13 protein-coding genes and 1 tRNA gene are annotated in these 18,495 nt (G+C 62.5%); 8 read left to right on the forward strand and 6 right to left on the reverse strand.

All coding sequences use genetic code 11. From position 1 onward, the window contains the following. The first annotated feature begins 145 nt into the window (after positions 1-145). Positions 146-3,013 (forward strand): TonB-dependent receptor domain-containing protein, encoded by a 2,868-nt coding sequence (locus tag Q4610_RS11900; protein WP_304536168.1) that lies wholly within the window; start codon positions 146-148, stop codon positions 3,011-3,013. A gap of 92 nt (positions 3,014-3,105) precedes the next feature. Here Q4610_RS11900 and Q4610_RS11905 read toward each other — a convergent pair whose 3' ends face one another. Both Q4610_RS11905 and clpB read right to left on the reverse strand, forming a co-directional pair. After that, positions 3,106-4,110 carry a membrane dipeptidase gene (locus Q4610_RS11905; protein ID WP_304536169.1) on the reverse strand — a complete coding sequence of 335 codons (1,005 nt, stop codon included), beginning with the start codon at positions 4,108-4,110 and terminating at the stop codon, positions 3,106-3,108. Positions 4,111-4,357: 247 nt separating this feature from the next. After that, entirely contained in the window at positions 4,358-6,937 is a 2,580-nt protein-coding gene (gene clpB / locus Q4610_RS11910; protein ID WP_304536170.1) for an ATP-dependent chaperone ClpB, read from the reverse strand. A 220-nt stretch (positions 6,938-7,157) separates the two neighbouring features. On the opposite strand from clpB, the gene Q4610_RS11915 reads away from it, so the two are divergent. The 3 genes from Q4610_RS11915 (at position 7,158) to Q4610_RS11925 (ending at position 10,976) form a co-directional block, all read left to right on the forward strand. Further along, complete coding sequence (locus Q4610_RS11915; protein WP_304536171.1) at positions 7,158-10,022, forward strand: M16 family metallopeptidase; 2,865 nt, start codon at positions 7,158-7,160, stop codon at positions 10,020-10,022. Between the two features lie 23 nt (positions 10,023-10,045). Further along, positions 10,046-10,348, forward strand: a complete 303-nt coding sequence (locus Q4610_RS11920; protein WP_304536172.1) for a hypothetical protein — start codon at positions 10,046-10,048, stop codon at positions 10,346-10,348. Between the two features lie 172 nt (positions 10,349-10,520). After that, positions 10,521-10,976 (forward strand): MarR family winged helix-turn-helix transcriptional regulator, encoded by a 456-nt coding sequence (locus Q4610_RS11925; protein ID WP_336622868.1) that lies wholly within the window; start codon positions 10,521-10,523, stop codon positions 10,974-10,976. A gap of 305 nt (positions 10,977-11,281) precedes the next feature. On the opposite strand, the gene Q4610_RS11930 is transcribed toward Q4610_RS11925, so the two are convergent. Next, on the reverse strand, positions 11,282-11,794 hold the full coding sequence (locus tag Q4610_RS11930; RefSeq protein ID WP_304536173.1) for an outer membrane protein assembly factor BamE: 513 nt from the start codon (positions 11,792-11,794) through the stop codon (positions 11,282-11,284). Positions 11,795-11,959: 165 nt separating this feature from the next. On the opposite strand from Q4610_RS11930, the gene Q4610_RS11935 reads away from it, so the two are divergent. From Q4610_RS11935 to dinB, 3 genes are read left to right on the forward strand one after another with little or no spacing between them, the layout of a single operon-like run. After that, positions 11,960-12,499 (forward strand): ubiquinol-cytochrome C chaperone family protein, encoded by a 540-nt coding sequence (locus Q4610_RS11935; protein WP_304536174.1) that lies wholly within the window; start codon positions 11,960-11,962, stop codon positions 12,497-12,499. Continuing rightward, on the forward strand, positions 12,496-13,038 hold the full coding sequence (locus tag Q4610_RS11940) for a YceD family protein (protein ID WP_304536175.1): 543 nt from the start codon (positions 12,496-12,498) through the stop codon (positions 13,036-13,038). The genes Q4610_RS11935 and Q4610_RS11940 overlap by 4 nt, the downstream gene beginning before the upstream one ends. A 45-nt stretch (positions 13,039-13,083) precedes the next feature. Further along, positions 13,084-14,166 (forward strand): DNA polymerase IV, encoded by a 1,083-nt coding sequence (gene dinB / locus Q4610_RS11945; RefSeq protein WP_304536176.1) that lies wholly within the window; start codon positions 13,084-13,086, stop codon positions 14,164-14,166. Between the two features lie 86 nt (positions 14,167-14,252). Here dinB and Q4610_RS11950 read toward each other — a convergent pair whose 3' ends face one another. Further along, entirely contained in the window at positions 14,253-15,059 is an 807-nt protein-coding gene (locus Q4610_RS11950; protein ID WP_304536177.1) for a DUF1134 domain-containing protein, read from the reverse strand. Positions 15,060-15,289: 230 nt separating this feature from the next. On the opposite strand from Q4610_RS11950, the gene Q4610_RS11955 reads away from it, so the two are divergent. Beyond that, positions 15,290-15,381: transfer RNA gene (locus tag Q4610_RS11955), tRNA-Ser, on the forward strand. Between the two features lie 99 nt (positions 15,382-15,480). Here the strand turns inward: Q4610_RS11955 and Q4610_RS11960 are convergent. Both Q4610_RS11960 and Q4610_RS11965 read right to left on the reverse strand, forming a co-directional pair. Then, a complete protein-coding gene (locus tag Q4610_RS11960; RefSeq protein ID WP_304536178.1) occupies positions 15,481-15,840 on the reverse strand; it encodes a hypothetical protein in 360 nt (119 codons plus the stop codon). A 688-nt stretch (positions 15,841-16,528) separates the two neighbouring features. Next, positions 16,529-17,470, reverse strand: a complete 942-nt coding sequence (locus tag Q4610_RS11965) for a transglutaminase family protein (RefSeq protein WP_304536179.1) — start codon at positions 17,468-17,470, stop codon at positions 16,529-16,531. Positions 17,471-18,495: the final 1,025 nt, after the last annotated feature.

Here is an 18,495-nt window from a genome sequence, read left to right on the forward strand (position 1 = left end):
CTTTTCCCCGGCTTTACAGCGCCCTTAACCCCGCGCAGTTTCGGGCCATCCATATGGGGGGATCGCTGTCGGGCACCTTATCCCTCCGTACGGGCCACTTCTGTGGCAGGCCATCTGCCAAACTCCAGAGCAAGGGACTGGAACCGTGAAAACATTTTCGAAGAGGGCACTTCTGCGTGCCAGCGCCGCTCCGGCGATCCTGAGCGCGTCGCTGATTGCGACGGCTGCGTTTGCACAGACCGCGCCGCAGGCCGCTGATGCAGGTGACGACGTTATTGTCGTTACAGGTTCGCGCATCGCGCGGCCTGATCTCAGCGCCTCCGTGCCCGTAGCCGTCGTCAGCCAGGAGCAGATCACGCAGACGGGTGCCGCCAATATTCAGGACGTGCTGGCAGAATTGCCTGCCGTAGGTCAGAATATCAGCCGCACCTCATCGAATTTCTCGACCACCGGCAACGGCGTCGCCACCGTCAATCTGCGCAACCTGGGTTCTTCGCGCACCCTCGTGCTGGTCAACGGCCGCCGCTTCGTCGCGGGCCTGCCGGGCACGTCGATTGTCGACCTCAACACCATTCCTACCGACCTGATCAAGCAAGTGCAGGTCGTCACCGGCGGTGCTTCGGCGGTCTATGGTTCGGAAGCGATCGCGGGCGTGGTCAACTTCATTCTTGATGACAAGTTTGAAGGCCTGCGCTTCCACGGCCAGAACACGCTGAGTGACGAAGGCGACGCGGGTCGTTACTTGGCGACCGTGACGGGCGGCCTGTCCTTCGGCGGCGGCCGTGGCCATATTGTTGTGAATGGCAGCTTCGACAAGGATAACGGACTTCGGTCGCGCGATCGCGGCTTTTCCGACACCGACATTCCGAACCGCAGTTCCTTTGCATCCCAGGGTCTTTTCAGCCCCAATGGCGGCTTCGCGGCAGGTCCGAACACCTTCACCTTCGGCCCCAACAATGTCCTGAAAAACTATCAGGGCGCCAATATCGACGGCTATAACCGCAATCAGGACCGCTATCTTGGCGTACCGGTAGAGCGCTATCTGGCAACCGGCCTCGCCAGCTATGAACTGGCCGACAATGTTACGCTGTACAGCGAAGTCACCTACGCCAAGAGCAAGTCGCGTTCGAAGCTGGAACCACAGGCGGTCGCCAACACCGACCTGACCAATGCCGACGGCACCGGTTATGAGGGCATCCCCATCACCAATCCGTTCATTCCGACCGCGATTCGCGATGCGATGGTTGCGGCGGGCGTCACCTCGCTGCCGTTCCGCCGCCGGTCGAACGACATTTTCGACCGCAGCAACAAGAATGATCGTGAAACCTGGCGTGTGGTCGCCGGCCTGAAAGGCAGTCTGGCCGAGAAGTTCAACTACGACGTTTATTATTCGCACGGCCAGACCAAGGATTATACCCGTTCGGGCACGATCTTCGGGCCGCAATATGTCAATGCGTTGAACGCCGTCGCTGGCCCTAATGGCCCGGTGTGCAGCATCAATGTCGATGCCGATCTGACCAACAATGACGCTGCCTGCGTGCCGATCAACATTTTCGGCGCGAATACGGTGTCGGCGGCCGCCGCCAACTATGTCACGCGTGGCGGTCAGCTTTCGACCTATCGCGCCAAGATCAAGCAGGACGTAGCGGCCGCATCGATCTCGGGCGAACTGTTCGAATTACCTGGCGGTGCGTTGAGCTTTGCTACGGGCTTTGAATATCGTCGTGAATCGAGCACGGAAGATTTCGACCAGGCAACGAATGACGGCCTGACCCTCGGCAACCTTCTGTCTGACACGCGCGGCAAATATAATGTGAAGGAAGGCTTCATCGAAGTCCTCGCGCCGATCTTGTCGGAGCGTCCCTTCTTCCATTATCTGGGTCTGGAAGGCGCCATTCGCTACGCCGATTATTCGACGGTCGGCGGCGTGTGGAGCTGGAAGGCTGGCGGCGATTGGGCGCCGATACCCGACATCCGCTTCCGCGGTATCTATGCCGAAGCGACCCGCGCACCGAGCATTTCCGAGTTGTTCTCCGCCCAGAGCGAGACCTTCCCGGCGGTGGTTGATCCGTGCGATCAGGCGGAAGGCAATGGTGACGGCGCGCCAATCAGCATCCCGGCAGCGGCGCTGCCTGCGGCGTGCCTTTCCAACCCGGCGATCGCCGCAGCGGCGGCTGCCGGCGGCTTTACCTACACCACTGCGCAGATCCAGACGATCAATGGTTTCGTCGGCGGCAATCCCAGCCTGAACGAGGAAACGGCAAAGACCCTGACCCTGGGTGCAGTCCTTTCGCCGCGCTTCGCCCCAGGCTTCAGCGTCACGGTCGATTATTACCGGATCAAGGTCCAGAACGCGATCGGCATCATCGGTCAGCAAACGTCGCTCGACGAATGCATCACCGGCGGCGGCGAAGCGCTGTTCTGCAACAATATCACCCGCGACGCTACCGGGCGTGTCACGCAGGTCGATGCGTTCAATCTGAATACTGGGTCCTTCCTAGTGTCGGGCATCGATACGGCGGTGAATTACAGCAAGAGCTTTGGCGACAACGGCAAGTTCGACCTGGTCGCCCGCTGGACCCACCTGCTCAAGCAGGAGCAGACCAGCTTCCCAGGTGGCCCCACCCAGAAGGAAGTCGGCCAGCTTGATTGCTATAGCTGCGGCCGTCTGGGCACCGGGTTCCGAGACAAGGTCAATGTGTCGGCGACTATCGGTCTGAACAATGTCTCACTCAATTGGCGCGTAAACTATCTGTCGTCGGTCAAGGACGACATCACCGATCCTGACGCAACCCGCACTGGCGCTTACTGGTATCATGACGCCCAACTGCGCATCGGTCTGGACAAGGAAAAGACCTACGAGCTGTATTTCGGTGTCGACAATGTTTTCGACAAGAAGCCGCCGGTGTTCGGCGACACCAATCCGGTCACTTTCCCAGGTACCCAGACTTCGGCCAACACCTATGACCTCTATGGTCGTATGCTCTACGCCGGTGTCGATTTCCGTTTCTAAGATCGCCTGAGACCGGGTAATCCGGTCGCAGGAACCAAAAAAGGCGGCTCCCCCAAAGGGAGCCGCCTTTTTTATCGTTCGTTAAAGAGTATTCAGCCCAATGTGTCAGTCAGTACCCGGCGCCAGTTACCCCCCATGATCCGTTCGACGGCGCTGCTGCGGAACCCCGCCCGATCCAGCGCCGCAGCGATGGTCGCCATGCGATCAATGCGGTTCAATTGCGGGATCACGACATGTTCCGGGGTCCAGTCAAAGCCGCTGATCCCCTGCCCGCGCATGGCTAGCCACCAGGCAATATATTCCTTCACCCCTTCCCGATTGTCATTGTCCAGCTTCACCAGATTTGGTTGTCCAGCCATCGGAAAGTCGTTGGAAATGCCGACCGCGTCGATGCCGGCAATATTGACGACGTGACGGATATGGGCGATCAGATGATCGACCGTCGGCACCGGATCGCGCGTCAGCCAGAAGCTCATCATGAAAATCCCCATCATCCCACCCTTGTCGGCGATCGCGCGGATCACCGTGTCGGAGGCGCAACGCGGATGATTCACGATCGCCTTGCAGGCACCGTGCGACAGCAGGATCGGAGTGCTGCTGCGCCGCGCCGCTTCCAGCATCGTGGGTTCCGAACCATGCGACACGTCGGGCATGATGCCGACCCGGTTCATTTCCGCCAGCCCTTCGATGCCGAGTGGCGTCAGGCCAGTCCATTTCGGATCGAGCGCGCCCCCCGCAAACAGGGTCTGATTATGGTGGGTGAATTGCAACACCCGCAGGCCGCGTCGGTGAAAGTCAGCGATTCGCGACAGGTCCGTCCCGATCGGCTCACAGGATTGGAACTGAAGGAAGGTAGCGCATCCCGGCCGTGTGCCGATGTCAGACCCCTTGCGCGCGACATAGGCGTCAGAGCTACCCGCCAGCCGGGCAGTCGCAGCATCCAGAGCGGCGCTACATTTGATGTAGGTGCGCAGATAGCGAGGTACACCCTGTGCATCGCGGATTTCCTCGATCTCCGACACGTCGCAGATCATGCCGTCGAGACCCGCCACGCCAATGTCCGCCAGGTCATCAGGCAGGAAGCTGAGGCCGTCCATCCAGAATTTACGACCCGCTGGCGAAAGAGTAGCACACCCACCCAAGGCGGTGATCGCACCGACAGCCGCAGCAAGTACCGTGCGCCTGGATGGGAAATAAGGCTGATTTGGCATTGGGGAATGTCTCCTTAATTGCCGAGGTGATGAGATAGCGAAGAACAAGTCCGGCAATAGTTACGCGGAACAGAGCAGAATAGCGACCGCATCCAAGAAAAGGCCCGCCGAGTGATCGGCGGGCCTTTGCGGTTCAGGCGATGGAGAGCATCAGCGCGCCGTCGCCATCCTCGACCCGCACGGTGGCCCCATCGGGCACGTCGCCGCGCAGGATGAGGTCGGCGAGCGGGTCCTGGAGGTAGCGCTGGACCGCGCGCTTCAAGGGGCGCGCGCCATAGACGGGATCATAGCCGACACGGCCGAGCCAGGCGCGCGCCTCGTCGGTCAGGTCGAGGACGATCTTGCGGTCTTTCAGCAGCTTGCCGATGCGCGCGACCTGGATGTCGACGATCGGGGCCATATGCGCCGCGCCCAGGCGGTGGAACAGGATCACCTCGTCCAGCCGGTTGAGAAATTCCGGGCGGAAATGGGCGCGCACGATTTCCATCACCTGCGGTTCGACCTTTTCCACCGGATCGTCATCGGCGAGGCCGGTGAGGAACTGGCTGCCCAGGTTCGATGTCAGGACGATGATCGTGTTGGTGAAGTCGACCGTGCGCCCCTGCCCGTCGGTCAGGCGGCCATCGTCCAGCACCTGGAGCAGGATGTTGAACACGTCGCCATGCGCCTTTTCCACCTCATCGAACAGGACGACCTGATAGGGGCGGCGGCGGACGGCTTCGGTCAGGACGCCGCCTTCCTCATAGCCGACATAGCCCGGAGGCGCGCCGATCAGGCGGGCGACACTGTGCTTCTCCATAAATTCGCTCATGTCGATGCGGACCATCGCCGAATCGTCGTCGAAGAGGAAGCCGGCGAGCGCCTTGGTCAGTTCGGTCTTGCCGACGCCGGTGGGGCCAAGGAAGAGGAAGGAACCGAGCGGGCGGTTGGGGTCTTGCAGGCCGGCGCGGCTGCGGCGCACGGCGGTCGACACGGCCTTCACCGCTTCGGCCTGGCCGATGACGCGCTTGCCGATGGTATCCTCCATCGCCAGCAGCTTTTCGCGCTCGCCGGTCAGCATCCGTTCGACCGGGATGCCGGTCCAGCGGGCGACGACCCCGGCGATGTCCTCCGCCGTCACTTCCTCGCGCAGCATCGCGCCTTCCGACGCGGTTTCCGCCTCGGCCAGGCGCTTTTCGAGCGCGGGGATGGTGCCGTAGGACAGTTCGCTCATCTTCGCGAGGTCGCCGGCGCGCTGCGCCTGTTCCAGTTCGAGCCGGGCGGCGTCGAGCTGTTCCTTGACCTTGGCTTCGCCGGCGATCTTGTCCTTTTCCGACTGCCAGCGGGTGGTCAGCGACGCGGACTGCTCCTCCAGATTGGCAAGGTCGCTCTCCAGCGTGGTCAGGCGGTCGGCGGAAGCCTTGTCGGTTTCCTTCTTCAATGCCTCCCGCTCGATCTTGAGCTGGATGATCCGGCGGTCGAGATTTTCGATCTCTTCGGGCTTGGACTCCACCTCCATGCGCAGGCGGCTGGCGGCCTCGTCCATCAGGTCGATCGCCTTGTCGGGCAGGAAACGGTCGGTGATGTAGCGGTTGGAGAGCGTCGCCGCGCTGACCAGCGCGCCATCGGTGATGCGGACGCCGTGGTGCAGTTCGTATTTTTCCTTGAGGCCGCGCAGGATGCTGATCGTATCCTCGACCGTGGGTTCGCCGACGAATACGGGCTGGAAGCGGCGCTGGAGCGCGGGGTCTTTTTCGACATATTTGCGATATTCGTCGAGCGTGGTCGCGCCGATGCAATGGAGTTCGCCGCGCGCCAGGGCGGGTTTCAGCAGATTGCCCGCATCCATCGCGCCTTCGGATTTGCCCGCGCCGATCAGCGTGTGCATTTCATCGATGAAGAGGACGATCTGCCCCTCGGCACCCTTCACCTCGTCCAGCACGCCCTTCAAGCGCTCCTCGAACTCGCCGCGATATTTGGCGCCCGCGATCAGGCTGCCCATGTCGAGCGCCATCAGGGTGCGGTCTTTCAGCGTATCGGGCACGTCGCCATTGGCGATGCGCAGGGCGAGGCCTTCGGCGATGGCGGTCTTGCCGACGCCGGGGTCGCCGATCAGGACCGGGTTGTTCTTGGTCCGGCGGGCGAGGATCTGGATGGTGCGGCGGATTTCCTCGTCCCGGCCGATGACCGGATCGAGCTTGCCCGCGCGGGCCGCTTCGGTGAGGTCGCGGGCGAATTTCTTCAATGCATCGTAGCGATCCTCCGCCCCCGCCGTATCGGCGGTGCGGCCGCCGCGCAGGGCGTTGATCGCGGCGTTGAGCGCTTCGGGCTTCACGCCGGCGGCGGCAAGCGCCTTGCCCGCGGTGGTGGTGGTCGCCAGCGTCAGCGCCAGCAGCAGCCGTTCGACCGTGACGAAGCTGTCGCCCGCCCTGGTCGCGACCTGTTCGGCGGAATCGAGCACGCGCACGGCGTCATTGTCGAGGCCCGGCGTCTGCTGCGCGCCGCTGCCGGAAACGGCGGGCACCTTGGCGAGGGCCGCGTCGGTGTCGCGCAGCGCGACTGGCGCGGAGCCGCCCGCTGCCTTGATGAGGCCGGACGCCATGCCCTCGCTATCTTCCAGCAGGGCCTTGAGAAGATGTTCCGGCCCGATCCGCTGATGGCTCATGCGGATCGCGACGGTCTGCGCCGACTGGAGAAAGCCCTTGGCGCGGTCAGTAAATTTTTCGAGGTTCATGTCCGTCCTCTTTTTCGAAATGCGTGCTCGCGATGTAGTGTTGCGTAAAAGCAACACAAGAGGCGATAGGCAATTATCCTTATCCCCGCGCTTCGGGCAGCTTCGGCGCGAACGGGTCGTCGCACAAGCGTATTGCACGGCTATCACGCCCCGCTATGGTGCGGGTCTGTCGCGGTTCACCCCTGACCGCATGGTCCGTCGCTCTTGCCAGAGGCCCTTCATGACCCTTTCCCCCTTATCGCGCCGCCTGTCCCTGCTGGTCGGCCTGTCCGCCATCGCCCTGACGCCGATGACGCAGGCGTTTGCGGCGACCAGCGCCGCCCTCGCCCCCGCGCCGCTCTCCAGCCTGGTGGCGAAGGTCGATATTCCCTATGAGACGTTCCGCCTGGCCAACGGGCTGCGCGTCATCGTCCACACCGACCGCAAGGCGCCGGTGGTGGCGGTGTCGGTCTGGTATCATGTCGGATCGCGCTTCGAACCGGCGGGCAAGACCGGCTTTGCCCATCTGTTCGAACATCTGATGTTCTATGGTTCGGAAAATGCCGACGGCCCCTTCTTTGGCCGGCTGGAGGATATCGGCGCGACCGACTGGAACGGCACGACCTGGTTTGATCGCACCAATTATTTCGAAACGGTGCCGACCGGCGCGCTGGACCGGGCGCTGTTCCTGGAAAGCGACCGGATGGGCCATCTGCTGGGCGCCGTCACCCAGACCAAGCTGGATACCCAGCGTGGCGTGGTGCAGAATGAAAAGCGGATGGGCGAGAATGAGCCTTATGGCCTGGTCGAATATGCCCAGCTTGCCGCCCTGCTGCCCGAAGGGCATCCCTATCGCCATAGCACCATCGGTTCGATGGCGGACCTGAACGCGGCCAGCCTGGCCGACGTGCAGATGTGGTTCAAGACCCATTATGGCCCGAACAACGCCGTGCTGGTGCTGGCCGGCGACATCGACATGGCGACGGCGAAGGCGAAGGTCGAGAAGTGGTTCGGCAATATTCCCGCCGGCCCCGCCCCCAGGGATGTGGACGCGAGCGTGCCGACGCTGGCGAAGGATGCCGAAGTGGTGATGCACGACAATGTCGCGGCCACCCGCCTCTATCGCAACTGGGTGGTGCCGGGCGTCAATTCGGCGGAGTTGCAGCAGCTCGACCTGGCCATGACGGTGTTCGGCGGGCTTGGCTCGTCGCGGCTCGACAATGCGCTGGTGCGTGACGAGAAGGTGGCAGTGGCGGTCAAGGCCAGCATCCAGCCGTTCGAGAAGCTGAGCCTGGCCGAGATCACGGTCGACGTGAAGCCGGGCGCGGACCCGGTGGCGGTGGGCAAGCGGCTGGACCAGTTGCTGGCCGACTATCTGGCCAAGGGACCGGGCGCCGACGAGGTGCTGCGCGCCGCGACCGGGCAGGCCGCCGGCACGATTGCGGGGCTGGAAAAGGTCGGCGGTTTTTCGGGCAAGGCGGTGACGCTGGCCGAGGGGGCGGTCTATTCCGACGATCCGGCCAAATATAAGAAGGACCTGGCCATCTATGCCGCAGCCACGCCCGAAACGGTGGCGGCGGCGGCGCGCAAATGGCTGGGGCGGCCGGTATTGCGCCTGACGGTCGCGCCCGGCGAGCGGAGCGCGGCGGACAATGCGCTGGCAGGGAACGCGACCCACAGGCCGGCCTATTTCCGCGATCCCGATGCGGCCGCGCCGGTCGCGGCGACGCCGCCTGCCCCCACGAAGATCGCCGAGCCGCCGATCGAGCCGGTCAAGGATCTGGACTTTCCCGCTGTCGAACATGCGACATTGAAAAACGGCATCCCGGTCGTGTTCGCGCGGCGGGCGGCGGTGCCGACCGTGCGCGTGTCGGTCGCCTTCGACGCGGGCAATGCCGCCGACGACAAGGCGAAGCTGGGCACGGCCGGGCTGACCGCGGCGCTGCTGCGCGAAGGCACGACGACCCGGTCGTCGGTGCAGATCGCCGAGGAGCAGGAACGGCTGGGCGCGTCGATCAACGCCGGCAACAGCATGGACCGCACCTCTGTCGGCCTGTTCGCGCTGAAGCCCAATCTGGACGCATCGCTGGACCTGCTGGCCGATATCATCCGCAATCCGGCCTTCGCCCCTGCCGAGGTCGAACGGCTGCGCGGGCAGATGCTGACCCGGATCAAGTCGGAAAAGACCGAGCCGATGTCGATCGCCCAGCGGATGTTGCCGCCTTTGCTCTATGGGCCAGCCCACCCCTATGGCATTCCCTTCACCGGGTCCGGCACGGAAAGCGGCGTCAAGGCAGCGACGCGGGCGGACCTGACGGCATTTCATGACACATGGCTGCGCCCGGACAATGCGACCATCTTCGTGGCGGGCGACACGACGCTGGGCGAACTGATGCCGTTGCTGGAAAAGCGCTTTGGCGACTGGAAGGCCCCCGCCGTCGCGAAAGGCGCCAAGCTGTTCCGCATGGACAGGATGATGCGCCCGTCGCGCATCATCCTGATCGACAAGCCGCAAAGCCCGCAGTCGATGATCCTGGGCGGGGTGCTGACCAGCAAGGCGGGCACCGACAATCCGGTGACGCTGCTGACCGCCAATGAAGTGCTGGGCGGCAGCACCACGTCGCGCCTGACCATGGACCTGCGCGAAACCAAGGGCTGGGCCTATGGCGCGGGGACGACGCTGCCCGGCGTCAAGGAGACGATCCCGCTGCTGGTCTATGCCCCGGTGCAGACCGACAAGACCGGCGAATCGATCATCGCCGCGCGGCAGGATATCAAGGAATATCTGACGACCAAGGGCACCACCGAGGCCGAGCGCAACCAGACGATCAACGGCCAGATCCTGTCGTTGCCGGGCAGTTTCGAAACATCGTCCGATCTGATGTCGGCGATGATGCGCAACAGCCTGGTCGGCCGGCCCGACGATTATTACGAGACGCTGCCCAAAGTCTATCGCGCCATGACCGCCGCCGACATGGACAAGGCGGCGCGCGAGGCGATCAATCCCGACCGGCTGATCTGGGTCGTGGTGGGCGACGCGAAACTGGTGCGGCCGCAGCTTGACGCGGTGGGGCTGCCGGTGGAAATGGGAACATTGGCTGATTGACGCCAACGTAAAGGAGACTGGATATGGCAAGTGTCGATGGCGCTTATGATTGCGTGGCCAAGACGCCGATGGGCGACCAGAAGGGCGTGTTCACCGTCATCAGCAGCGGCGACCGCTTCAACGGCACCTTTGCCGGCATGATGGGGTCGCTGGACGTGGTCGACGGCAAGGTCGACGGGACCAGCCTGACCTGGAAGATGGAAATGACCATGCCGATGCCGATGACGCTGGAATGCGAGGCGCAGGTGACGGGTGACGCCATCACCGGCACGATGCAGTTGGGCGCGTTCGGCGCGTCGGCCTTCAACGGCACGCGGCGGAGCTAAGACGCCGCGACACAATGGCGTTGCAGGCGGCGTTGCGGGCGCGGCCGAGCCATCCATGGACAAAGGCGTGGATGGCCTCCCCGCGCCCGCAAGGGCGATAACCGGGTGCAAAGTGGAACAGCGAGTGGAACAGCTTGATCGCTTTTGCCATAATTCATTAGTTAGCTAAGCAATGAATATACCCCTTCCCGAACCCGAACGCGCATTGGCGCACAGGATGGCGCCGGTGGCGCGCGCCTGGCGGCAATTGGCCGATGAGACGCTGGCGGACCTGGGCGTGTCGGCCAGCGCCGCCTGGTGCCTGATCCATATCCACCGGCTGGGCGGTACGGTGCAGCAGCAGGAACTGGCCCAATCGCTCGACATCAGCCAGCCGTCGCTGGTCCGCACCCTGCATCAGGCGCAGACCGCCGGACTGGTGACGCGCAGCGCCCGGCCCGACGACAAAAGAGCGAACATCATCCGCCTGACCCCGGACGGACAGGTGCTGGTGGAACGGATCGAGGCGCGGCTGGACGCCCTGTATGCCGACCTGTTGAAGGATGTGCCCGAAGGCGCGATCGAGATCGTGCTGTGGCTGTTCGACCTGCTGAGCCTGCGCATCGCGGAAAAGCGGGCCGGGATATGAGCCGGTGCCGGGCAGCGGGTTTCAGGTCGGCAGGACGCGGATGGAACCGGCGCCGCGCGCACGGCGACACAATGGCGAAGCCCATTTACGTCATCGGATGTCAGGACGGATCGGCATAGATAGGCTTCGTCCTTGCGCGCGGAGCGGGCCAAGCTGATGTCATCCCGCTCCAGACGATGCCCTGGAGCACGCTGCGCTTAATCGGACGCGGGCCGCGCGCTCCAGTTTTTTCCTTTTCGCATCGTTCTTGGCGGAGCCGGCGGCCAGCCCAGCTCAAAGCGGATGCTATTATTGCCCACGATGCTCTAGCTGCCGTTGGGGCCGCCGCCATTGGGACCGGCGCCACCGCCGCCCATGCCACCGGCGCCAACCGCGCCGATATTGCCGAAAATCTCGTCGAACAGGCTGCGATGACGGCCCAGTGTCGGGGTCTTGTCACCCGATGGCGAGATGCTGGCGACCTGTTCCAGCCCCATGCGATCGACCGCCACGACATTGCCGGCCGCGTCGAACCGCACGCGCAGCACCGTCTGGTCGACCGGCCTGGGGTTGGAGAAGGCCAGCGAGCGCATGTTGCGCGACACATAATACCAGTCCTGCTCGCCAAATTGCGACACGAAGCTGGGCCGGCCCAGCGTCCCTTCCACCGAAGCGCGGTTGTCGATGCCGGGCTGGACCGAATCCACCAGCAGCTTGTCGACCTGATAGCCCTGGTGCGTGCGGATGCGGGTGCAGGCGGACGTGCCAAGCAGCAGCGCGCTGAGGCCGATGGCGATCATCACGCGCCCGCGGCGGGAGTGGCGGCTGAACTGAAGCATGAACTTCTCCTGCGGGGGCATGTCCCGCGAACCCAAGAAACCGTAAGTCGCCATTGCATTGGGCGACGCAGCGATCAATATGGAAATGCGCGCGCCCCGGCAAGGGGCGCAAAGCATCGGGCGGCGTGCCGCCGCTCGATCCGTCTGAAAAAAAGCCGAAGCCCGATGCCTTCCTCTTCCTCTTCCTCCTCCCCCTCCTTCTTCCAGCGCCTTTTCAACCGGACCGACCCGCGGGAGGGATTGCGTCCGCTATACAAGGCCGTGATCGGTGAAGGACGGCAGCCGCACTGGTATGTCGAGGGCGCCGTGCCCGACACGCTGGACGGGCGGTTCGACATGATCGTGGCGATCCTGGCGCTGGCGCTGATCCGGCTGGAGCAGCAGGGCGCGGCGCAGGACAGCGTGTGGCTGACCGAAGTGTTCGTCGACGACATGGACGGGCAGTTGCGGCAGGAAGGCGTGGGCGACGTGGTGGTGGGCAAGCATATCGGCCGGATGATGAGCGCGCTGGGCGGCCGGATCAGCGCCTATCGCGATGCCTTGACCGGGGGGGGCGACCTGGCCGAGGCGCTGCGCCGCAACCTGTATCGCGGCGCGCCGGTGGGCGACGAAGCGGTCGCGCATGTCGAGGGCGCCTTGCGCGCGCGCTGGACGCGGATGGGATGCCTGACGCGCGACGCTTTGCTGGCGGGGGATCTGGGATGAGCATGCCGGTGGAATTTTCGCGTCCCGTGAAGGTCGACCAGATCAAGCGGATGACCGCGCAGACGCATATCGCCGCCGATGCGGCCGAGCGGGCGGCGCTGGCCCGGCGGTTCGGGCTGCTGGCGCTCGACCGGCTGGAGGCGGACTATGGCCTGACCGAGGAGAATGGCGCGGTGATGGCGCGCGGCCGGGTGCGCGCGACGCTGGCCCAGCCCTGCGTCGCGACCGGGACACCAGTGCACGAGGAGATCGACAGCGACTTCCTGCTGCGCTTCGTGGTCGAGGGCGAGGGCGTTCCCGAAGGCGAGGAGCTGGAGCTGGACGCGGAGGATTGCGACACGATCGGCTATGACGGACAGGTGATCGACATGGGCGAGGCGGTGGCCGAGACGGTCGCGCTGGCGATGACGCCCTTTCCCCGCGCGCCCGACGCCGACAGCTATCTGAAGGAAGCAGGCGTGCTGCGCGAGGACCAGGCCGGTCCGTTCGCCGCGCTGCTGGCGCTCAAGGAGAAGGGGGAAAGCGGGGGCGAAAGCTGACACCAGCGTTTCCCTTTCGTTCCTGTCCATGGCATAAAGCAGGCCATGGACCCGGCCGTGCGCAAGATCATCCATATCGACATGGACGCTTTCTATGCGTCGGTGGAACAGCGCGACGATCCCGCGCTGCGCGGCCTGCCGATCGCGGTGGGCGGCGGCGGGCCGCGCGGGGTGGTGGCGACGTGCAGCTATGAGGCGCGGCGGTTCGGCGTGCGATCGGCGATGCCCGGCGCGCGGGCGCGGCGGCTGTGCCCCGACCTGATCTTCGTGCGGCCGCGATTCGAGGTGTATCGCGCGGTGTCGGCACAGGTGCGCGAGATTTTCAGTCGCTTCACCGACATGATCCAGCCGCTTTCGCTGGACGAAGCCTATCTGGACGTGACGGTGAACAAGCCCGGCATGGCGTCAGCGACCCGCATTGCCGAGGAGATACGGCGGATGATCCGCGCGGAAACCGGCCTGACCGCGTCGGCCGGCGTGTCCTACAACAAGCTGATCGCCAAGCTGGCGTCGGACCAGAACAAGCCCGACGGCGTGTGCGTGGTGCCGCCGGGCGAAGGGGCCGCCTTCATCGCGGCGATGCCGGTGCGGCGCATCCATGGCGTGGGGCCGGTGACGGCCAAGCGGATGCAGGCGCTGGGGATCGAGACGGGGGCGGACTTGCGCGACCGGGACATGGCGTTCCTGTCGGCGCATTTCGGCAGCGCGGCGGACTATTATTATCGCGCGGCGCGGGGCGAGGACGACCGGCCGGTGCGCGAGCGCGAGGGGCGCAAGTCGGTGAGCGTGGAGGACACGTTCCTGGACGACCTGGTCGAGGAGGCGGCGCTGGTGGCGCAGATCGAGCGGATCGCCGACACGCTCTGGGGACGGATCGAGAAGGCGCAGGCATGGGGCCGGACCGTGGTGCTGAAGGTCAAGTTCGCCGATTTCCGCATCATCACCCGATCCCGCAGCTTTGCCGCGCCGGTGCGGTCGGCCGAGCTGCTGCGCCAGGCCGGGCGGGACTTGCTGGTCGCGCAACTGCCGCTGCGCATGGGGGCGCGGCTGCTGGGGCTGGGCGTGCATAATCTGGAGGGGGAGGACGAGGGCGACGAGCCGGGCGCGCAACTGGCGCTGGGCTTGTAGGAAAGCGCCATGCCCACCCCGCTGCGACCGACGCGCGACGCGCGCAAGTCGCGCTGCCCCTCCCGTGACCGGGAGGGGCGAATCGATCAGAAAGGCAGCCAGGTGCGCTTTTCGCTGAACTTCATGTAACCGGCATTGACGCCCAGCCGATAGCCGACGCCCAGGCGGATCGGGATCAGCACGACATTGCCCCAGCGCAGGTAGGAGGCGGTGAAGCCGCCGACCAGATAGGCGGTGCCCTCCGCCGCCGGGAAGCGGTGGTAGAGATCCTGGCTGTCGTAGAGATTATAGACGAGGACGAAGGTGTTGGCCGCATTGCCGCCGACATCGAAGCCGATCGACGGGCCGGTCCAATAGACTTCGCGCTTGCCCTCCACCTTGTGGTTGAGCGTGCCCGACCCGTAGCGCAGGCCGACGACGAAGGCGCCCGACGCTTCGCGCCCGGAAATATAGGCATTGGGGCGGCCCTGGTCCTTGAGCACCTTTTCGATGATACCGGCCAGGCCCTCGGCCCCCTTGCCGAACACGCCTTCGGCCGCGCCGATCAGGTCATCTTCCTGATAGGATTCGGCGGGCGGCAGCGCGGCGGGCGGGGAGTTGGCCGCCACCGGCGCGCCGGTGGCGGTGCTGCCGCCGGCGGGCGGCGGGCTGTAGGTGCCGCTGTCGCTTGCCGCGCCCGTGCCCGTGCCCGTATCGGCGCCGACGCTGGCATCGACGCCCGGATCGGTGGGGGTGCTGGTGGCGGGCGGCGGCGGGGCGAGATCGGAATCGATCGCGCTGTTGGGATCGATGGTGCGGACCTGCGCGGAGGCGGCGAGCGGCGTCAGCGCCATGCCCGCCAGCGCCGCGACCAGCGCCGTCATGCGCGTGATGCGCCCCTTGATCCCGATCATCGCCCGATACTCCCCGCACATGCCGCTTATGAAACCAAAGACGCGATTATCCCGTCCGAAGCTGAAAGGCCAATGAACGAACGGCGACCTGAGTCGATTCCGGGCCGGAACGAATCCGATTTGTCCGTCAGGAGGCAAAAAACGTCACGCGGGACCGTTGCCATGCCGAAAAGCCCTCGCTATAGCCCCTTCCAGCCATTGCTCTCCTGTCCAGGTGGGCAAATTCGTGCGGAGACGTGGGTGAGTGGCTGAAACCAGCGGTTTGCTAAACCGTCGTGGCCTTAAGGGGCCACCGAGGGTTCGAATCCCTCCGTCTCCGCCAACTTTCCCCGTTAATAAGCTGAATTAGTTGCTCAAATTCAAAGGGGCGCTGGAGCGCCCCCACATTTGACCCCACACTCTGTTTCAGGTTCAAGTGTATCTACCTGCGGCGATCATCGTGCGGATTCCACCATAGCCTTTGCCATGTAGTCGGCTGATGCCGCATCCGGCTGACCAAAGCCGGTTCCACCGGCGGAAATTCACGATTCTGGCAATAGCGGCAGACCACGGCCTCAACCTTGATGAGTTCGGCACATTGGGGACATTTCTTGTCCGTCTGATTCGGCGATATGGGGCTGCGATCAATAGGTGGCTTTACCAACGCATGGGCCAATGCGATCGGAAACAACAGCGCCCCGTACAAAAACCATCCGAAGGTATCGAAACCTTTCGAATTAGCCAAGATGGCGACCACGCCGCCAAGCACGGCGAGAATTATCAGCACTTCCATAAGCGTCATGTCCCCGTGTTCGCCGCGCCGCCCGGCAGTCGGGACGGTTGATCGCACGTCGAACACAGGTGAACACGCGCCCTGCGTATTCCCCGGAGGTATTATATTCGGCAGGCCGCCCGACCGAAGTCGAGGACCTGTGTTCGTCCGCACATTGCGGGCCGCTCCTACCGATCAAGATCGGAACGACGAGCTGATTTATGCCCAGATGGGGAGAGGGTTCAAGGGTAACATGATATTTTCACCAGAATTCGATGCAGCTTTGTAATCATAGTGGCCGGAAGTGCGCATATTTTTCCGCGTTTTTGGCGGCCTCCTTCAACAATCGAAATCAGGTTAGACACATCGCCTCAGCTATAGCGAGCGGAGCTATCCAGCCCCGTTCGGTATCCGGCCTCGCGGATATTCCGCATGCGCATTTGCTGCTTGCGATTCACCATGAAGGTCGCCGCGCGATAAAGATGCGACTTGCGATCCTCCTGCGCCCATGATGGGCGCAACGCTGGCTGCGCGCCCTCCTTCGACAGCAGTTCGCCGTAGCGCCGAGCAATCCATGTTTCTCGATGCTTCTCGAAATGCGCTTCGCATTTGGCAAGGACGCGCTCCGGTTTCTACCTGCACTGAACCTGGACCAATCGTTTCGCCCATTGATGACGACCAATTCCCGCTGATTGGATCGCGTCAGTTTGAAGGCAACTCACTCTATCGGTTGCCAGCCGAGATTTTCGGCATCTTCAAAGGCCTTGCGGTTCAAATCCGCAAGCATCTGGTAGCGCTGATGCAGCGTCGCGGGAATGGACTCCACCGTAGGATATTTATTCGTGAATTCCGCCTGCATCATTTTACCGAAGGCCGTCCCCTTCTTCACCATTGTCAGTGCATCGCGCGGATTGGCTTGAAGGATTACGTCAGCAACCTCGACAATATCTTGCTGGCGGTTCTCCCGGTCCAGATACTCCAGCACCGTTGTCGCCAGCAGCGCAACGCCCTCCGATTTCGTGAGGGCGCGCATGTAGAGGCCGCTTTCAATAGCCCGGTCGGTAATCGGCATAGTCGTCCTATACCATTCGTCCCGGGCAACATGAGCACCGCTCGTTGGTTCAAGATTTGTCGGCCCGCGCTCAGGGTGAGTGAAGCGCACAAAAACGTGAAGAGGCGCTGTCACGAAGCTTGCGTTCAATCCAGTCTGCTCGGCAAGGATCATGAACAATGCGGGCATCGAGACGCAATTGCCCAGCCGCGTCGCCAGATAGGTCGCGAGCAGCTTGTTCTCGACTATCATCCCCAGCGGGTCCGCCTGATCGTAGCTGAATGGCCGATTGCCGTTCCATGGGCCACTATCGTAGATGGCCTTTCGAATGGCGGCGACCTTATACGGGTCAGTTGGACTAGGACCTGCCATTTGCCTCGCTGCATCGGCCAGCACGGCAATCTCGCGGCCAATGCTCAATGGCGTGGGCGCTATTAACGCATCAAGGGAAAGCTTCGACTGGAGGTAGCTTTTATCGATAGCTGATGTGAGAATGGACGAAACAACATGTCCAATCGTTTCGGGGATTTTCCCGGATGTATGACAAGGGATAGCAAGTGCAGTCATAGCGCCGCTCAAGACAAAAGAACGCCGCGTCAGGTCTATCATACCAAATCTATCTATATTTCTTGAAGGTGATGAATGGATATATGTCAGACAAAAATGCAATCTACAGAGATAACGCTAGAAAAAATCACATTTTATTATCAGAATCGAAAATAATTATTGATAAGGGTTCTTGTATCCAAAATCTTTAAGCACAATTATTTCTTTAGAGCACAAGTCAACTATCTTGTACCTCTGAAATAAATTTGAGTTTCCATCATTGATCACTATGTACACAGAAATTTTTCTATCCGATTTATTACAAATTTCAATTAATCTAGAAACATTTAAATTATTTCCATCATGGTCAATAATCTCGTAAGGATAAGTGTTTTTATCCAGAGCATTTTTTAGCTCATCAATATCAGTATAAGTATGACTGTTAGAGGTGAACAATTTACTTTCCATTAGAGGACTACCCTTGTCCTTGCCACCCTCAGTTGCATTACATGCGCACGGAAAAGGGAGCATCATAATCGCTAACCATCTTATTAGCATTTAACGCCGCGCTCACAGAGGTTAACCGGATATGCTGGAAGTGGTAGGCCCGTATTGTCAGGTCGTGGCTGTCCTGTAAGTTGTTCATATGCCGTTCCAGCAACGGAATTGGAGTTTTGCTGTAGCAGGCGATAATCTAGGCCAGCATTGTTAACCGCATCGGTAAAACCTTTCGCAGATGCAACGATGTCTGAGAAGTTTCCTGATACCGTTGAAGAACCTAAGGTTACGGTGTTGCTCGCGCCATATATGTCGCGATCCGTGCTGGTCCTAACCGGCTGAGTCTCAGCTACCAGTTGAAGGCCAGTACCTCCACTTGCTCGACTACTGCTGCCTTGCGATCGTTCAGCCGAAGTTCCTGATGATATACCAGAACTGCTAGCGGATGAACTGCTGCTGCGGGAGGAAGATGAGCCAGAAGAACTTGCGGAGGCTGGTGAAAGATAATTCCCTACATAGTCACCATTCGGACCACCTCTTACGATCACAACGCGTAAATTATTGTCAGCGTCTCGCAAGACGACAAAGGC

Source organism: Sphingobium cyanobacteriorum, from assembly GCF_030580935.1.
GTDB lineage: Bacteria > Pseudomonadota > Alphaproteobacteria > Sphingomonadales > Sphingomonadaceae > Sphingobium > Sphingobium cyanobacteriorum.